The following is an 18,405-nucleotide window of genomic DNA, read 5'->3' on the forward strand; positions in this document are numbered from 1 at the left end:
CATGAATTTTGTCCATCAGTATTTAGTTCATCGAGGTTTAGCAAAATGAAAGTACTCAAATTAGTCAAGAGAGGGTTCTTGGGATTCATAACTTGTATAGTGCTGTTTTACTCTTGGTTTTATTTGAGTGCCAAAAAACCTATAAAGCCAACCGAGGTTCCCAAAGAGGTATTAACAAAAATGAAATTAATTCAAACTGATTCAATTTGCCGAAGTGTAAAAGGAGAAGATGGATTTTTTACAGGAGAAGTCATTTGCATAAATGGTATTTCCTATAATCGCGGTCGTATATTTTTGAATAAAAAAGCAGTGCCAAATAATATTCCCAGAATTTCCGGTGGTTTCGAATATATTTCGGATAAAGTAGCTATTACAATTAATAGCCCATCTATGTTTGGGAGTTTTTGGAAGTCTTTACTCCTTCCATCTCATGAAAATATACAAATTCGTCGCACTGGTGATTTGTCATTACTCCATTCTTTCCGAATATGGAAAACTGGTACTTATCGGGTACCATACAAAAATGATTTATACTACCTTTGTGGTGAAGATTATGCCAATGCTCATAATAAAGATATAATGACCTTGCCCGTATCAGAGTTTTGCAAAGTTGATATGGGGCAGTCTTTCGAGTAGTATTCCATCAAAACGGTGCTTCAGGATGGGAGCGCCGTTTCTTCGTGTCACGCCACGCAGCGCAACGAAGCGAAGCGATTTGGTGCATCTTTGATGGAGCGGGGAACTTTAAGTTTTTTTATTTGTTCTTTGTTCAAGAATTAAGAACGACTGAATAAAAATGCTTAAACCACAAGATATTCTCACTATCCTAAAATTGATCAGGCTTCCATCACAAAAGCCAAGCTATCAGTTCTTGGCTTCCGAGTTGTGTATGAGTAAATCCGAAATACATGCCGCAGTCAAACGCTTGCATGCAAGCAAATTGCTCCATCAAGATTGGCGTATCAACACAACTTTTTTGGCAAAAGTATTGGAAACCATGCCCTTCTTTTTTTATGCAAAAGTTGGCAAAGTAGATTATGGATTTCCAACGGCATGGCATTATGGATTAACCGACGATATTAGAACTTCCTTGAATGAACTTCCTCACATTTGGGCAAATCCACACGGCACAGTCTGCGGGCATTCCCTTGAGCCATTGACCAAAAAAGCGCCCGAAGCGGCGCAGAAAGATGCTTCGTTGTATCAACTGCTGGCATGGATAGATTGTTTACGCGTTGGAAAAGTGCGGGAGCGCGAACTTGCCTTAGAAAAAATACAGCAAATCTTGCATCAATATGACGAAACATTTTCCGCTTAAAAGTGAATTGGTGGCCATCTTTGAAGTCTTTGAGGCATTAGAGCATCCATTTATGTTTGTTGGCGGAAGCACGATTCCGCTTTTGATCACCGATCCTACGATTCAAGAGTTTCGGCCCACGCAAGATGTGGACGTGGTGGTAGAAATTCTATCGCGGAGTAAATACGAATATTTTACCGAACATTTACGCGCAATAGGTTTTAATCCCGATGCAAGTATGGGCGCACCGCTTTGTCGTTATCTTTATCGAGGACTTAAAGTAGATGTCATGCCTTTGGATGAGATGATTTTAGGATTTGGGAATCATTGGTACAAGGATGCCTTATTGCATATTCAGCACATTCTAATTGAACAACACCAAATACCAATTATGGCAGCACCCTATTTTTTGGCCACCAAAATGTTTGCTTTTGAAATACGCGGCAACTCCGATTTTTACGGAAGCCGAGATTTAGAAGATATGCTGACTATTTTAGATGGACGAGTAGAGATATTTCAAGAATTAAGCCTTACTTCTGAATCTGTTAAAAACTATTTACGAGAAGCTTTTGATAAACTACTTTCCAATATTAATTTTATCTACTGTGTTCCAGCACATTTAGTACAAGACAGCCGAAATGCAATGCGGTCCGCAAATTTATTGCGTAACTTGAAGGCTTTTGCCAAGAAAGTATAAGGTTAATTTGGCATGGTTAATTGCGAGAAAACGTGGGTAAATAAAAGATTTTTAGTCTGATATAATGGTGTAAATACCAGCGTCGAATGTCGAAGGAAGCCGTTCGGTGGCACCATGTCGAGCCGCAGCTTCCAAAGCGGCGCGTCGCCCACGAAAGAGAAGTTCACCGCTCCGCCTTAGCGGGCGGGGCAAGGAACGCGATGCCGATACGGGCTTTGACTACTTTATTCCGCTTCGCTCCATGAGTCGGCTTCGCCGCGTGTGGTGCGCGGTACTACGCTTCGGGGATTGGGCGGTGGCTGTCGGTGGACCCGCTGGCGGAGAAAAAGGTAGATCATAGTGGTTATATTTACGGAAAAAATAATCTATTGCTATTTATTGACCCTGACGGGCTGGATGATATTTATTACGATAACCGTGGAAATGAAGTCCAGCGTATTAAAAACGAAGCCCCAGATCGTTTTTATTTAGCCAATCGAACTGATAGAGGAAGTTTGGAAGTTGTGACACAACTTGAGCAAGCGCCCATTAATGAGTCCCCGACCCTGACGAGCCTCGGTTTAGCAAGCGCAATGGTTATACCGCTTGGTGGTTCCAGCATGTCAGCAAATGCAGCGATTGCTTCGTATCTTGAAGCGTCTTTGTCCATCGCTGCGCCGACCGTAATAGTGGTAAGTGCACTTGCTATAATTGCTTCCGAAAACAAGAAATATAACTTACCTTGTATCTCTGGAACAGCAATGGAGCCTTGTTCTCCATGGGATTATGATCCTCTAATGGACAACGGAAGGTTGTATGCGGAGACAGAACCTCAATTGCCAGATAAAACCATTATAAAAGAAGGACAGGTTGAAATTAAACATTACACAAGAAGTGGAGATCATGCTCCTCCTCATGTTCATGTGAAAGGCGGGGGGAGTGAGGTGAAAATTGGTCAAAACGGCAAGCCACTAAAGGGAAGTCCTGAACTATCAGTCACTCAACGTGAAGTTGTTGAAAACAATAAACAGGTAATTAGGAGGGCAGTAAAGAAGATTGGACGTTGGCACAGACATCAAAACCCCAAATAAAATGAATAAAACAAATGGAGTATGGGTATTTAATGGCAATAATGCTCGTTTTCCAAGCGGAGTATTTGATTCCGTTTTAAATGCTGAAGTGTGGATTGAAAGGTATTCTTTGACAGGGATACTAACATTTTACCCATTAAATATAAGTGTCTATGAATGGCACATTCAGAATGGATGGTTTATTCCGTCGAAAGAACACCACAATACCGCAGAGTTTATTGAGAAATTTTCAGGCGGGCAGTATCATTTTCATTATGAAAATGGTAAAAAAGATTGAATCTCAATTATTAAAACGGCGTTTTCCATGCCCAAGCGCCATTTCTGTCTATGCTCAATCATTGAAATACGGCATTCGGTCGCACCTAAAAGAGCATCACAAACTACCCTGTGATGTATTACTACCTGAAAGACCACTTGGGGAGTACACGGGTGGTGCTGAAGGAAGATGGAATCCGTGTAGAAGGGTATGATTTTGAGCCTTGTGGCGGTATTATGCCGGGGCGTAGCTATGCAAGTGCGAGTAATACAAAAGAAAAATTCACAGGCAAGGAACGCGATGCCGAAATCAAGCGTAAGCGCAGATTCACGAAACCTAGCGGAGTAAACGGGATTAGATTACTTTACCTTCCGGTGAATCTGCGACTTATTCCGCTTCGCTCCATGAGTCGGCTTCGCCTCGTGTGGTGCGCGGTACTACGCTTCGGGGATTGGCCGCTGGCTCTCGGTGGACCCAATGGCGGAAAAATACCCCGCATGGAGTCCGTTTCCCCTCTACAAGACTTCCTGTTCTTTGTATTGCAGTTCATAGAGGCGTTTATAGAGGCCATTTTGTGCCAATAGCGCTTGGTGATTGCCTTTTTCGCGGAGAACACCTCGGTGGATTACCAGAATTTGGTCAGCATTTTGGATGGTAGAAAGCCGGTGGGCAATCACCACAGAGGTTCTGCCCTCGAACATATTTTCCAAGGCGTGTTGAATCATTTCCTCGGTCTCGGTGTCTATGCTTGAGGTTGCCTCGTCCAAGACCAATACCGCCGGATCGAATACCAAGGCGCGTGCAAACGAGAGCAGTTGCCGCTGCCCATGAGAGAGGGAAGCCCCCCGTTCCTGCACATTTTGTTGGTATTTGTCCGGGAGTTGTTCGATAAATGTTGCGGCTCCCACACTTTCGGCAGCTCTTTTGATTTGCGCCTCTGTGAAGTGAGGGTCGCCCAGCGTAATGTTCCTGGCTACGGATCCGGAGAATAAAAAAACCTCCTGTAATACCAGCCCGATTTTCCGGCGGAGCGTAGCCAAAGGCATTTCTCGGATATCCACGCCATCTATTAGAATTTGGCCTTTTTGTGTTTCATAGAACCGGAGCAAGAGGTTAATGAGGGTGGTTTTACCGGATCCTGTGGGGCCCACGACTGCCACCGTTTGACCGGGTTCCACCACAAAAGAAACATCTTTCAATACCCATTTGGGTTCCGCATTTTCGGTAGGGGTTTCGTAGGCAAACCACACGTTTTTGAACTCAATTTTCCCACGGAAGGCGTCTGGCATTTTCGGGTGTTCGTCTTCACGGGTGGTTTGGTCTAAGTCCAGGAGTTGGAAAAGGCGTTCCGAAGCCGCCATCGCTCCTTGTAGTGTGCTGTATTGGTCGGAAAGTTGTCGGATGGGTTCAAAGAACATCCGGACGTACTGGATAAAAGCCACCAAGACCCCCAGCGAGAGGGAGCGATCTACGGCCTGAACACCGCCATACCAGATGACCAAGGCCAATGCAAGTGCTGCAATAACGTCTATAACTGGATAGAACAGGGCAAAGTAGAAAACGGTTTTGATTTGTGCCTTCCGGTTATCGTTGTTCACGTCATCAAAGCGCTTCATTTCTTCGGCTTCGCGGTTATATACCTGTACAATCTTCATGCCTGTGACGTGCTCGTTTAAGAAGGCATTGAGGCGTGCGACTTGTTTTCGTGTTTCCCGAAAAGCATCACGCATTCTTTTACGGAAGATTACGGAGACCCACCACATAAATGGTACAATGGCCAAGGTGAGTAGAGCCAATTTCCAGTGGAGCATCACCATGAAGTACATGATAAAAAGGATAGAGAAAATATTGCCCAAAATGGTGACCACTCCGGCGGAAAGTACGGTATTTAGGGCCTCTACATCCGAGGTGGTTCGTGTAATAAGCCGTCCTACGGGCTGCTTGTCGAAAAATGAAAGGGTGAGGTTTTGTAAATGACGGAAGACCTTCTGCCGAAGATCAAAGATGGCGTTTTGTCCAATCCAAGAAGTGAGATACGCATTTCCCCAGCTAATTACCCCTTCGAGGGCAAGTAAGCCAAAGAGGGCCATTACAATCCCTAACAAGCCCGTTGCATCATGTTTAACGATGTGTTCATCAATAGCAATTTGGGTGAGGTATGGGCGCAAAGGCCCCATCAGTGCGCCTAATAGGTTCAAGAGGAACGCCAATACCACCCATCCTTTGTAGGGCTTCAGGTAGCCCATGATCCGAACAAAGAGGTGGCGGTCAAACTTTGCGGCTACTTCATCGGTATCTATCTGGGGATTACTTTTTTTGCGATTTTCCGACTTAGCGGGTGCATTTGCAGGTTTATTGCTCACAAGTATTTGAATTTGCAGGATGTGGAAAGAAAGAATTAGGTCAATGCGGCAATTTCTTCTTCGAGCAATTGCTTGGTATAGAGGTCTTTATACAGACCATTTTGGTCTAAAAGTGCCTCGTGTGTGCCAGACTCCACCACTTGCCCATTGTCCATCACCAGAATTAAGTCGGCGTCTTGCACAGCAGAAATTCGGTGCGAGATAATGACCACCGTCCGTTTGCCATAATGTTTGCGGAGGGCTTCCAAGATTTTGGCCTCGGTTGCGGTATCAACGGCACTCAGGGCATCGTCCAAAATCAGTAGTTTCGGATTTCGGACCAGTGCGCGTGCGATGGAAGTCCGTTGTTTTTGTCCACCAGAGAGGGTAATACCGCGTTCGCCAACAAAGGTCTCGAAGCCTTCCGAAAAGCCTTGGACATTTTCGAGTAGGTCGGCCTCGGCGGCGGCGCGTGCTATTTCGTCTTCGGGTGCATCCATCCGGCCAAAAGCAATATTGTTTGCAATGGTATCGGAAAACAGGAACACATCTTGCGAGACATATCCGGCAGCTCCTCGGAGGGTTTGAAGCGGTATGGTGTGTATATGCTGACCATCCACCAAGATTTCGCCCGATTGGGTGTCGTACAGCCGCAGCATTAATTCGGCAATGGTGGTTTTTCCCGAACCTGTTCGTCCTACAATGGCCAAGGTTTTGCCTGCTTCTATCTGAAAATTCACCTTTTTTAGGACGTCGGGGCCATCTGGTGTATAACGAAACGTGACTTCGCGGAATTCAAAATGGCCGTCTAAGTGGGTAATAGCGGGGTTCGTCTGTTCGCTATCCGCCACTTCTGGCTTTGTATGGAAAATTTTGTTCAGGCGTAACCAAGAGGCTTTTGCCCGTTGTATCAGCATGATAATGTAGCCCATAGAGGCGACGGGCCATGTCATAAGGGTGACATAAATGATGTACTCGGCGATGTTACCGATGGAAATCTGGCCCTGCATGTATAAATCTCCTCCCACCCAGATCACAATGACCACACTCATTCCAATTAAAATCACAAAGGCTGGGCGGAAGGCTGCCTCCACGCGAGCAAGTCCCATATTTCGCTTGCGGTATTCATCGGATTCACGGTCAAACTCATCCGACTCAAACGCCTCGCGTGCATAGGCTTTGATCACCCGAATTCCGGAAAAAACTTCTTGCGAACGGCTGGTAAGAACGGCATATTGCTCTTGAATGGCTTGACTTCGCGAGAAACTAAGCCGCGAGATATAATAAATGGCAATGGCCAAAAGGGGCATTGGGATCATAGAGTACCATGTGAGGGTAGGTGAGATCATAAACATGACCACAACCGCCACGATCACGACGACAATGGAACGGGCAGCATACATAATGGCTGGCCCAACATATTGCCGGACTTGTTCGATGTCGCTGGTAAGGCGACTCATCACATCGCCCGTAGGGGTGCGTGTGTACCAACCAGCGGAAAGTGTTTGGAGGTGGTGGTACAAGTCGTTCCGCAAGTCATATTCTACATGTCGCGACATCACAATGATGGTTTGGCGCATGATAAACAGACAAATACCACTCAAGAGGCTCACCAAGAGCACCAGTCCTCCAAATTCCAGCAGTCCATAAACACTCTGACGGAACAAGAGGGGGGCTGCTGCCGTTCCCTGCACCATCTGATACTGCGCTACCATGCGCGGAATGGCATCTACGCCAAAACGCACAATCATGGGAACCATCACCGAAAAGATGGCACTGGCAAAACAAAAAAAGATGCCGGGCCAAAACAAATAGGCGTATTTTCGGAAATAATGATTTAACTGAAACAATTCTCGCATAAAAAGAAGGCGGGCGGGTGAAAAAACATTTCCTTAACGACACAACCGGATATTTGATCCGGTGCAAGGCTTTTCCATATGGGAAATACCGACGGTTCCTTTATCGAAACTGTTTCATACTCTTGTGGGTTTGGGGTGGTTATGCTGTTTTATATGCGCAACCACTTGCACCACGTTTGACGCCTACCGATGCACCCGTGTGGCTGTTTGGTGGGCAATACCGAGACGCTTGGACTACCCCAATAGTTCTTCAGCGCATAGATCCTTCTGTCGCACCGCTGAGTGTTCTAAGGGGCGATCCGCAACGCAAAGACGGGGTATGGGTACACCAAGCCACAACCGGGCACTTTTTCCGTTTGTGGCCCATAAAGCCAGATCCGGCGCGGTACCCCTTCGGGGGCTTTTTGGCAATGCACTTAGCCGAAGCATTGGGTCTGTCGGCTTCTGGTTTTGAGTTTCGGCGATGGTGGGGGCGTCCGGCTATCTGGGAGCAAGCCCAGCCTGAAGACGAGGTTCGTACCCTCTCTGCCGATACACTGCTACAACGTTTTCACAACAAACGTCTCGAAGGCGGGGTAGCGGTGTTCCAGTATGCCACTTTTCGGATTTTAGGGATACTCCTTGGTGCGCCAGAAGCTGCTCCGCAAACATGGCGCCCCCAAGGAGAAGCGCACGAGAAAACGTATGTCCCCGTTTGGGCGCCGTTTTTGGGGATGACCCGCTACGATGGTCTGATGAACCAAGCAATCGGCCTTCATGATACGCGCATGCGGCGTCCGAAGTATAATGGAAAAGCCGAAGACCTGACTGCATTTATCACCGCAAATACCAGTGACGTCGCTTTTTTAGCCGATTGGGGGCCGGAAAGTTGGGCACAGCTGACCGCTTTTATGAAGGAAAGACTTCAACCAGAAGTGATTCGGCAAGCGGCACTTAAAATACCCGTAACATTGGATGCAAGCAGTGGCGATAAACAAGCCGATGTATTGCTGTCTCGCATCCCACATTTACAGCGGGTGATTGCTTCGTTCGCACAGGCCATTCGGAGGTCAGAAAAAGGGATATACCGTAAGCCCTTCACCGTCATCGCGCCCTATGGAGAGACCAATCCAACCGATTGGGTGTTTGGTGGATTGAGTGTTCAGCGGGTTATTCGTGGCTATCATCCGCTTTATACGAGAGCCTATCAGGCAACGGGTGATGTATCGCCTATAACAGGCGGCTTTAATCTATGGGGAAATGTCCATATGCCACACCTTTGGAAAAAATGGGGAATCTTTGGCGAGGCGAACACCCTTTCTCCTACCAATTTCCATTCTTTTTATAAATTGGGCAACGAAAGTCCCAAAACGGAAAATCGGTATTACGATGCTCAGCGGCAGCGATTCCGTGTTTGGGTAGCGATAGACCGAAGTAGTACCGACCTGAGTCAACGGTTAAGGGTGGGGCCATTTTGGGAATATACCCATTTGGGCGAAGCCCGAATAAACGGTCTTGCAGATATAGACGTATTGCCAGATGTGTATGCAGACCGGAAATATTGGGGGTGGGAAGCCCGTCTCCAAACCAATTTTACAGATCATACTACGTTTCCGACTCGGGGCATGAGGTTGTTGGTACAGGTGAAACATTATCAGAATACGAATCAGAAAGATGAGATATTTACTATATTTATAGGAGAGTCGTCGTTTTACATTCCGTTTTCCTTTGTTCCAGGCTTGCTTGCAGTACGGCTCGGAGGCGGCCACATTTTGGGTGATTTTCCCTATTATGCCGCGCACCGCATGGGCCAACTGAACTATCTCCGGGGCTATTTTCAGCGTCGGTTTGGCGGGAGAAGCATGGCCTTTACCAATGTCGAAGCCCGGAGCGAGTTGTTTAGCCGCCCCTTCTTCGGACAACCTCTTACAAGTGGGTGGTTAACGTTCGCAGATGCTGGCCGAGTCTGGGCAACAGGGGAAACGTCTAACCGTTTGCATGTGGGGTATGGGGTGGGCGGATGGACAAAAGCCGGAAATATGGTGGTTTCCGGCTGGGTCGCGTTTTCAGACGAGTACCCACGTGGCCTTCCTATGGCACGTTTGGGCGTTCAATTCTAAGGCGTCGTTTGGGCTGGCGTCGTTTCCTGTTTGGTTTTGCGGGTGGTTAATACCAATCCTACAATGCCTGCGAGGATGAGAATTGAAGCAATCAGTTCTGCCTGCGTGGTTTGAAAACCCAGAAAATCGAAACGAGCATTTACACGCACTTTTTCAATTAGGAATCGTTCCAAACCATTTAATAACAAGTATAAAGAAAAAATCCAGCCCGGTTTAAACGGATGATTTCTGAGGGCCATCAAGACTCCAAAAATGGCAACACAGGCCATAAACTCCCACAACGGGGTTGGGTAAACCCCAGGTGCTGCAATCACTTCGCCTGCGATATTACCTGGATAGGTATCTGCCCAAAGCCATGTTGGTAAAAAATCCGGTTTAAGCGCCATATTGGCGGGAATGCCCCAGTCCCCATCCCCCGAAAGGTGGCAACCAATCCGTCCAATACCGTATGCCAAAATGACAGTTGGTGCAAGTGCATCCATAAAAACAGGGAGAGAAACCCCCGTAATCCCCTTCTTATGGACATAGTATAAAACCGAGGCTGTCCCAAAAATTAGACCACCATAAAAGGTAAGACCGCCAGAGGAAAATAACTTTGCGACCACATCGCCGCCTGGCGATTCTAAGATGTAAAAGACTTTAGAGCCAATTACCCCAGCAATGGCCGCAATGATGGTAATATTGCTCATCAAGTCGGAAGGATTGATGGTAACTTGGGAAATGCGTCCGTTTTTATCTTTCACTTTTTCGGTGAGTTTCCCCAACTTCCCAATCTTTTGAAGCCGCTTTAGTTCTCGTCCGGCAAGCGCACTTGCGGTGAGAATGGCGATCGCCAGCATAAAGCCATAGGTATAAATGGGCAAAGGGAAGTCTATCCCAAACCAAGCCCGGAGCATATCACTGATGCGTGGATACATAAAGGAAACGTTTATTTTGAAGAAAATCTCTTTATTCGGTGCAATAGGTCGGATGCTGGAATGGTTTCCTGCGTCCCTTCGGCCATGTTTTTAAGGTTGACACTTTGGCTTGTCAACTCTTGCTCACCTACAATAACCACGAGTGGTGCGCGTGAGCGGTCGGCCTCGCGCATTTGTGCCTTCATCGAGCGGCCCTTCAGGTCGAAGGCCACCCGTATGTCGTTTTGGCGTAGGGATTGGGCTTTTCGGAAAACCCAGTTCTCGGCCTCGCTTCCCATCGCCACCAGAAAAACATCCGGAACAGAGACCTCTGGAAAGACATAACCAGCATCGCTTAGAACCACAAACAAACGCTCCATGCCAGCAGCAAATCCAACGGCTGGTACGGGATTGGGGTTACCAAAATCTTTGGCCAGTAAGTCGTAGCGTCCGGCCCCAGCTAAAGCACCGTTCAGGGCATCACTCTCCAACTCGAAGGTGGTGTGTGCATAATAGTCTAAGCCACGTACCAACTTCGGATCGGTGATAAAGGGAATCCCCAAGTCTTGAACATATCCACACACGCGGTCGAAGAAGGTGCGGGTTTCGTCTCCCAGAAAATCTGTGAGGAGGGGCGCCTTTTCCAGAAGCGCTTGCTCGTGTTCCAGTTTGGTATCTAAAATCCGGAGAGGATTTTTCTCTAAGCGTTCGCGGCTAATATCGGAAAGTGCTTCTTGATGGGGCAAGAGGAAGGCACGCAGGGCAGCTTTATAGGCGGTTCTTTCTTCGGGTGTTCCGAGGGTATTCATGCGCAGGCGCAGGTTCTCTATCCCAAAAGCACCGTAAATAGCCATTAATACCGCCACTACTTCGGCATCTGCACGTGGGTCCGCACTTCCGATGATTTCGGCCCCAAATTGGTGGAACTGCCGAAACCGCCCACGGGCAGGGCGCTCGGCCCGGAAGCACGGTCCCAAGTAGGAAAGACGTTGCACAGGGCCTTGCTGGTCTAATCGGTGCTGGAGATATGCCCGCATAATCGGGGCGGTAAGTTCCGGACGCAATACATAGTTTGTATCGCCCTTGGTCCACGCAAACATTTCTTTGGTGACAATATCCGAGGTTTCGCCTACGCCCCGCGCAATCATCTCGGTGGGTTCAAACAGGGGCGTTCGGATTTCGCGGAAGTCGAAACGTTCAAATACGTCACGGATGCGACGCTCTACAAATAGCCATGCGGCAGATCCATACGTCTGGTTGCCAGCAGCGGTATAGTGGTGGGGCAGCACATCGAAGGTGCCTTTTATATTCCGAAACGAAGTCTGCACAAAAAAAACAGGTTAGATTCTAAGGTTATTCTTCTCGCATCCGCTCTTCTTCTTCCTCGAAGTATCGCAAAACGGCAGCGGCATCGGGTGCATGAAGCAATCGGTTACGGAAAGTTTCTCGGTTCATCAAACGGGAAACTTGCCCCAAGAGCCGGATATGTTGCAGAGCGGCATCCGTTGGCGCGACCATAAGCAATAAAATCCGCACAGGCTGATCGTCTATGGCCTCGAAGGGAATACCTTGCTCTGCAATGCCTAAGGAGATTGCAATGCCAGAAACGGCGTCTGTTTTTGCATGGGGGAGGGCAAGGCATTTTCCAACGCCAGTGGACATAACCGACTCGCGCTTGAAAATGGCCGCTGAAACAGCAGATAGGTCGCTAACCGTTGGGTGTCCCGCTAAGTTGGACAACAACCTTTCGATAGCCGTGTTTTTATCGGGTGCAACAAATCCTACCTGAATGTGATCAGGTGAAAGATAGGTACTAATGGGGGTGATTTCTTTCGGCATCGCCCTTAGGGTTTTGGCTCAGAGATAGAATTATTAATATACGGTGATCTGTTACGGCCTGCCACCTCGCGGCGTGTATTTCACGGGGAACGGATCAATCGGCAAGGTGGCCGCTCAGTTGTGCATCCATTTTTTGTAGCCGTTCCCACACCCAAAACATGTCATCGGGTAGTTCATTTTGGAAAAACAGGTTCTTTCCGGTGGCAGGGTGTAAAAAGCCGAGGGTATAGGCGTGTAGGGCCTGTCTGGGAAGCCGCTCGAACAAGTTCTGGAAAAAGGCTTTGCGCGATCCCTTGCTCAATTCGGGGGGGACATTTGTTCCACCATACGTTTCATCGCCAAAAATGGGATGGCCCAAATATTTCGCATGGGCGCGGATCTGGTGGGTGCGTCCGGTTTCTAAGCGAAACTCTACCAATGAAAAATGTTGTAACGTCGCAATGGTTTCATAATGGGTAATGGCATGTTTTCCTTGGCCCTCTGGTAATACCGCCACGATTTTTCGGTTTCGGCGGTCGCGGCCCAATTGGGTTTGTAACGTGCCAAAAGGGGGCGTAAGGGTTCGCCAGACAATGGCCCGGTAACGCCGCTGGATAGTCCGCTTGGCAAATTGATCGGCCAAATTTGCATGGGTGGCATCGTCTTTGGCAATGACCATGAGGCCAGAGGTGTCTTTGTCTAAGCGATGCACCAAGCCGGGTCGGATGGTGGGATCGCCGTCGTAGCGCGGTGCTGCATTGCGCATTGCTAAGCCAATGTGTTCTTCATCTTCCTCGTCTTCTTCCGCCTCAAAGGTTAGTTTTCCGGCACCCACATGGTGTAGCAGCGCATTGATGAGTGTGCCGGAGCGGTTGCCATAGGCCGGATGTACCACCATTCCGGGTTGTTTATTCAGGACAATCAACCAAGCATCTTCATACAAAATATCTAAGGGAATGGCTTCGGGCAATGCCTCGATGGGGGGAGGGCGTAGGACAACGCATGTGATGACATCGCCGGGCTGTACCAATTGTGAGGCTTTGGGCGTTTTTCCATTTACCAAAACAGCGCCTTCTTTGATGCCCTCTTGCACTTTGCTGCGGGTGGCATTCGGGAGCTTATGCGTCAGGTACACGTCCAAACGGAAAGGCGTGTTGTGGCCCAGCGGCACTTCTACGGTAAGGGTGTGGGCTTGTTTATCGGGTTCCATACAATTATTTGGCGTTGATGCCCATAAAAATACGGATTTTTGTGTCTTATCCGCGAGTCCTCACCGTTTATTGGGCGATCAAAAAAGGGTTGCCGCATTTCACGACAACCCTTTAGGTAGCTCATCAAACGAAATCCGGCTTAGAACGTATAACGCAAACCGAGCTGCATCTGCCAGCGGGAGGCGATTTGGTCGGTGGTATAAGGTGTTCCGTTAGCTGGTTTCGTGAAGCGAAGAATGGGCTTGCCCGTAGCGGCTTCATATCCACGGAAGCCAAACAAGGTGTAGGAGTCGAAGTTGATGAACTTCACTACGCCCCAATCTTCGTTGAGCAAGCTAAGCACGTTCAGAATGTCTGCGGTTAATTGCAGTTTTTGGTTCTTAACACTTGGCAAGTCAATCGTGAAACGTGCATCCAAGCTATTCCGCCAAGGTTGCCGCGCACCATTACGTGGGAAGATTTTGCCACGGTTGTTTTTCAGGTCTGCCACACTTTCGATAAAAGCATTTGCGTCCGCCCAAACTTGTTCTGGGGTACGGGTATCCGTTCCACCATTGTTTTGCCAAACAGCATCCGTTTGATTAGCAGGAATAAGCGCCAAATCGTTTTGGCTAAATCCATCACCGTTTGCATCTCCATTATAGATGTAGTTTCCTGTGAAGCCACTCCGGCCTTCATAGAGCAAGGAAGCCGTAGTGGCCAACGTTTTTACACCCAAGAGTTTGCCAAGATTGAACTTATAGGAGACCGTCCCAATAACCCGATGTGGGACATCATAGTCCGAGCGAGCCAAGCCTGGTTCGTTCGGGTTACCTGTCACTTCGTTAAATTCGTACTGCGATTGTGCTACACTCGAACGGCCCGAGTTGACATCCCACGATTCCCCATAAGTATAAGCAAGGTTTCCGAACAAGCCGTTCCGCTCGTTTTTCTTTAACTGAACAGAGAAATTATACGTATAGCCTTCATCCGAGTTTTTAAGTAGCATTACGTTGGTATAACGGCTGTATTTGCGAGCGGTTACGTAGAACGGACGACCGTCAGAAGGTTTCGTCGTTGTAGAGATGTTCGAGGCATCAGTTACAAGGTTCAGGTTCTCATAAACGACATCATTCATATTCTTGGAATAGAGGAACTCAAGAGTACCTACTAAACCTAAAGGCAATTCTTGGTCTAAACCAATATTACCACGCAAGACCTGCGGGAGTTTAAATCCTTTGTCGGTCAGTGCAATCGCAGACGTCGCTGCAACCAACGAAGCAGCAGGCTTATAAGTTGGATCAACATTCACCGCTGGTACACCAGAGGTTACGTCAATCCGCGCAAAGTCCACACCTGTATTGGAGTATTGGTTGGAAAGCCATACCCCCGGCGTTTTGCCTGAAAATACCCCAATACCACCGCGCAATTGGGTTTTTTTGTTCTGGAACACATCGTAGTTAAAGCCAAAACGTGGACTGAACAACAACTGGCCACTCGGTACTTCATCCGTACTGCGACCGGGGAAGTCTGTCGCAAATTGATTGTTTTTGGTTGGCTTGTCCAAGAAAGTCGGTACTTCTACCCGAACACCCAGCGTAAGGCGAAGGTTCGGGAGGGCTTTCCATTGGTCTTGTAAATAAGCGCCAGACATCAACATTGCCCACTCGGCACGCTCTTGTCCGCCATCCAAGAGATAGCTCTTACGATAGCGGTTGGCAATCTTGTTCTCGAAGTTGGCAATGCTGGAGAAGCGCCACGTACCAAAAGCATCTTGAATAAACAAGTTCGAGAAGGCCGAATGATCAACCTGTACACCAGCCGTAATATTGTGATTTCCTGCAAAGTAGGAAAAATTATTGGTAAAGCTTAAGAGGTTCTGATCCAAAGCATTTTGTTGAGAAGAACGTTCAACCCCCATAAAGACCGAAGTTCCAGAACCAGCTACGTTTTGGATTTCGATTTGCGGGAATGGGTTAATTTCTGGAGCACGTTTGTCCCGGATGGTGGTATAGACCAAACGGGCTTCGTTACCAATTTTGGCGCCAAGTACACTAGTCAACTGAACAACTGTGGAGTTTTGCTTACTTAAAAATTTGTACGCCTGGGTATCAAATCCAAAAGTAGAGACATTACGATCTACCCCACGCAGGCGGTTGGCATCCACAAAGTTGTTACGAATCATCAACCGATGGGTCTTGTTGATGTTGTAATCAATCCGAGCAAACAAGTACTGGCTACCCGTTTTGGCATTGAAGTTATCGTAAGAGCCTGCATCGAAGCCATATACGTTTTTGGCAGCCGTTACAATCCGATCCATATCCGCCTTCGTTGCATTGAAGATGTTTGGAGCGGTTATATTGTAATCCTTTAAACCTGCATCAATGGGGTCCCCACGATCGCGAAGTTCACCATTCAAGAAGAAAAACAATTTGTTTTCGATGATCGGACCACCCACACGGAAGCCGGTTTGATAGTCTGTAAACTCTGGAACGAGTGAGGCTGTAGAAAGTGGATTTCCACCGGCGTCTTTCGTGAGTTTACCTGTAAAGTCATTGTTCCGATAAAAGCCAAACAAGGATCCGCTGAAGTTATTGGTCCCCGAACGGGAAACGGCATTAATAAGACCGCCCGTAAAACCACTTTGGCGTACATCGTAAGGTGCAATTTCTACGTTGAACTCGGCGATGGCATCCAAACCAATTGGTTGGGCGCCCGTTTGTCCGCCCGGCAATCCGTTATCTGCCAAACCAAATACGTCGTTTGTAACCGCTCCGTCAATCTGGATGTTGTTATAGCGGTTATTCGCACCACCCACGTTGTTTCCAACCACTTGCGGAGAAACTTTGGTAAAGTCGGTAATAGAACGGGCAATCGTCGGGAGGTTTTCAATTTCAGCGGTCGAAATATTCTGTTTCGCACCCGTTCTGTCTGCGGCAATAGCTGCATTTCGTTCGGCGGTAATTTCAACATCAACCGTTGCGTTTTCTTCGACAAATTTGATGTCCACGTTTTTTTGCTCCGACAAAGACAGAAAGAGGTTCTGCCGCTCAAACGTTTTATAACCCACAAAAGTCACTTTGAGGGTATAGGGGCCACCAGTCCGTAGGTAGAGCAGGTTGTAGTTCCCGTTTACGTTAGAGGTGGTTCCGTTTACTGTTCCAGATGGAACGTGTGTGGCAATAATGGTGGCTCCCGGAACAGGATTCCCTTGTGGGTCTGTTACTTTTCCGGTAAAAGAAGCCGTCGTGACCTGTGCTTCTGCGGTGAGTGCAGTTGCAAGCAAGACTACGAGGGACATCCACCACGACCAGGTTTTAAAAGGTGTTCGCATATGCGTTTTCCTCCTTTGGGTTTATGATGTTTGGGTTTTCTATTCGGCTAATGGCGTCTCAAGACGGTAGTTGCCCGTATGGTTCGCATATGGGCAGAGACTCCACAGCCGTGAAGGTAGTGTGTTTTCTCTGGCAGGTATGTCAATTGTGCAAAATCTTGGCATTAAGTTAAGGTTACGTCTGGTCTAAACAGTGCATAAACAGATACTTTAAGAAAAAACCATAAAGTCCGAATACGATAAAAACCCTTGTAACCTTTTGGGAACACCAGCCGTCTTTTCGCCAAATCATATATGCAAGGCCTGCATAGAAGACAAAAGGCACGGGATGAAATATAGGGTGGATGTCTCGTGCCTTTTGTGTGTGTAAAATTGGTTCTAAAAGGCTTTAATTACGTCAATTGTACGATCCAACTCCTCTATTGTATTATAGTAGGTAGGGGCAAATCTTAACAAGCGGTTACGAACCGAGATTTCGATCTGGTTTTTTTGTAACTGCTGATAAACGATTTCGGGATCTGGATGCCGGAACGTGACAATACCAGATGCATGGGCGGGGTCGGAGGAGCCGTAGCGTTGCAAACCAATCTTTTCGAGATGAAGGGCCAAATAGGCCGCATTGTTTAAAACGTGTTGGTGACACCAGTCGCGTCCACATGCCAAATACACCGATAAAGCGGCTTGTAGGGTGGCTATTCCGGCATTGTTCATCGTCCCAAGTCGGTAGCGCGTTAGGTCGGGATGCCAATTAAAGCGATAGTCGAAGAAGTTTTCCCAGTCCACGACACCCGAAAGCCAACCAGCCATAGGTGGATGCAGGGCTTCCATCAGGTTATGAGACATATAACACCAGCCAATGCCCTGATCGGCCATGATCCATTTATGGGCACTTCCTGCGGCAAAGTCCACCCCTTGGGCCTCGGCCTCCCCAAAATCCAATGCACCAACGCCTTGGATGGCGTCCACCAGAAACCAGATACCCCGCTCGCGGGTCCGTTTGCCAATCTCGGCCAGCGGTGCCCGAAATCCGGAAAGGAATTGCACCCAACTGACGGATAAGAGACGGGTACGTGGTGTAAGTGCGGCCTCTATGTCTTCGAGGGTAAACACCCCGTCGGTATGTGGAATAAAATCTATTTCCACCCCGCGTTCGCGCAAATGCAGAAAGGGCCATACATTGGCCGGAAATTCACATGCTGGGAGGGCAATTCTATCCCCCGGTTTCCAACGAATCCCTTGTGCCACCCAGTTGAGGGCGGTTGAGACATTTGGGCAGACATCCACCGTTTCCAAAGGCGCCGAGAGCAGGCTTGCAATTTGACGTCGGACATCCAGAATCGTGTCCATAAATGGGAGATAGTTGTCTATCTGTGTTTCCTGTCGTTCGGTCATCCACTTATGCAGGGCATCTGTCACGCGGGTACTCAGGGGCGAGGTTGCCGCATGGTTTAGGTAGATGGTATGCGCGGTATGGGGGAACAGGCTTCGGAGTTCGGAGAGGTTCATGTCAAAAAAAAATAAGCCCCTCAACGGTGGATTGAGAGGCT

The 18,405-nt window shown here is 48.0% G+C and carries 16 protein-coding genes; 8 read left to right on the plus strand and 8 right to left on the minus strand.

Annotation, left to right across the window (positions count from 1 at the left end):
• Window positions 1-45 precede the first annotated feature (45 nt).
• From JNN12_00240 to JNN12_00270, 7 genes are all read left to right on the plus strand, one after another.
• A complete protein-coding gene (locus JNN12_00240) occupies window positions 46-636 on the plus strand; it encodes a hypothetical protein (protein MBL7976736.1) in 591 nt (196 codons plus the stop codon).
• A 160-nt stretch (window positions 637-796) separates the two neighbouring features.
• On the plus strand, window positions 797-1,318 hold the full coding sequence (locus tag JNN12_00245) for a hypothetical protein (GenBank protein ID MBL7976737.1): 522 nt from the start codon (window positions 797-799) through the stop codon (window positions 1,316-1,318).
• The gene (locus JNN12_00250; protein MBL7976738.1) at window positions 1,296-1,994 is read left to right on the plus strand and encodes a hypothetical protein; all 699 of its coding nucleotides are present in this window, start codon (window positions 1,296-1,298) and stop codon (window positions 1,992-1,994) included. The genes JNN12_00245 and JNN12_00250 overlap by 23 nt, the downstream gene beginning before the upstream one ends.
• A gap of 106 nt (window positions 1,995-2,100) precedes the next feature.
• A complete protein-coding gene (locus tag JNN12_00255) occupies window positions 2,101-2,334 on the plus strand; it encodes a hypothetical protein (protein MBL7976739.1) in 234 nt (77 codons plus the stop codon).
• Window positions 2,300-3,064: a DUF4160 domain-containing protein gene (locus JNN12_00260; GenBank protein ID MBL7976740.1), complete on the plus strand. Its 765-nt coding sequence runs from the start codon at window positions 2,300-2,302 to the stop codon at window positions 3,062-3,064. The genes JNN12_00255 and JNN12_00260 overlap by 35 nt, the downstream gene beginning before the upstream one ends.
• A gap of 1 nt (window position 3,065) precedes the next feature.
• Window positions 3,066-3,341: a hypothetical protein gene (locus JNN12_00265; GenBank protein ID MBL7976741.1), complete on the plus strand. Its 276-nt coding sequence runs from the start codon at window positions 3,066-3,068 to the stop codon at window positions 3,339-3,341.
• Window positions 3,342-3,454: 113 nt separating this feature from the next.
• Entirely contained in the window at window positions 3,455-3,904 is a 450-nt protein-coding gene (locus JNN12_00270; GenBank protein ID MBL7976742.1) for a hypothetical protein, read from the plus strand.
• Here the strand turns inward: JNN12_00270 and JNN12_00275 are convergent.
• Both JNN12_00275 and JNN12_00280 read right to left on the minus strand, forming a co-directional pair.
• The gene (locus tag JNN12_00275) at window positions 3,836-5,566 is read right to left on the minus strand and encodes an ABC transporter ATP-binding protein (protein ID MBL7976743.1); all 1,731 of its coding nucleotides are present in this window, start codon (window positions 5,564-5,566) and stop codon (window positions 3,836-3,838) included. The two genes, JNN12_00270 and JNN12_00275, sit on opposite strands and share 69 nt — an antisense overlap.
• A 152-nt stretch (window positions 5,567-5,718) precedes the next feature.
• The gene (locus JNN12_00280; GenBank protein MBL7976744.1) at window positions 5,719-7,521 is read right to left on the minus strand and encodes an ABC transporter ATP-binding protein; all 1,803 of its coding nucleotides are present in this window, start codon (window positions 7,519-7,521) and stop codon (window positions 5,719-5,721) included.
• A 17-nt stretch (window positions 7,522-7,538) separates the two neighbouring features.
• Here JNN12_00280 and JNN12_00285 point away from each other — a divergent pair, with 17 nt between their 5' ends.
• Complete coding sequence (locus tag JNN12_00285; protein ID MBL7976745.1) at window positions 7,539-9,620, plus strand: BamA/TamA family outer membrane protein; 2,082 nt, start codon at window positions 7,539-7,541, stop codon at window positions 9,618-9,620.
• Here JNN12_00285 and JNN12_00290 read toward each other — a convergent pair.
• The 6 genes from JNN12_00290 to JNN12_00315 form a co-directional block, all read right to left on the minus strand.
• On the minus strand, window positions 9,617-10,537 hold the full coding sequence (locus JNN12_00290) for a prolipoprotein diacylglyceryl transferase (protein MBL7976746.1): 921 nt from the start codon (window positions 10,535-10,537) through the stop codon (window positions 9,617-9,619). The genes JNN12_00285 and JNN12_00290 overlap by 4 nt on opposite strands.
• 11 nt (window positions 10,538-10,548) lie before the next feature.
• Entirely contained in the window at window positions 10,549-11,844 is a 1,296-nt protein-coding gene (locus JNN12_00295) for a histidine--tRNA ligase (GenBank protein ID MBL7976747.1), read from the minus strand.
• Window positions 11,845-11,869: 25 nt separating this feature from the next.
• Window positions 11,870-12,355: a PTS sugar transporter subunit IIA gene (locus tag JNN12_00300; GenBank protein MBL7976748.1), complete on the minus strand. Its 486-nt coding sequence runs from the start codon at window positions 12,353-12,355 to the stop codon at window positions 11,870-11,872.
• 94 nt (window positions 12,356-12,449) lie between these two features.
• On the minus strand, window positions 12,450-13,544 hold the full coding sequence (locus JNN12_00305) for an RluA family pseudouridine synthase (GenBank protein MBL7976749.1): 1,095 nt from the start codon (window positions 13,542-13,544) through the stop codon (window positions 12,450-12,452).
• 140 nt (window positions 13,545-13,684) lie between these two features.
• On the minus strand, window positions 13,685-16,858 hold the full coding sequence (locus JNN12_00310) for a TonB-dependent receptor (protein ID MBL7976750.1): 3,174 nt from the start codon (window positions 16,856-16,858) through the stop codon (window positions 13,685-13,687).
• A gap of 378 nt (window positions 16,859-17,236) precedes the next feature.
• A complete protein-coding gene (locus tag JNN12_00315) occupies window positions 17,237-18,364 on the minus strand; it encodes an aminotransferase class V-fold PLP-dependent enzyme (GenBank protein MBL7976751.1) in 1,128 nt (375 codons plus the stop codon).
• Window positions 18,365-18,405: the final 41 nt, after the last annotated feature.

It is taken from the genome of Bacteroidetes Order II. bacterium (genome assembly GCA_016788705.1).
GTDB lineage: Bacteria > Bacteroidota > Rhodothermia > Rhodothermales > UBA2364 > UBA2364.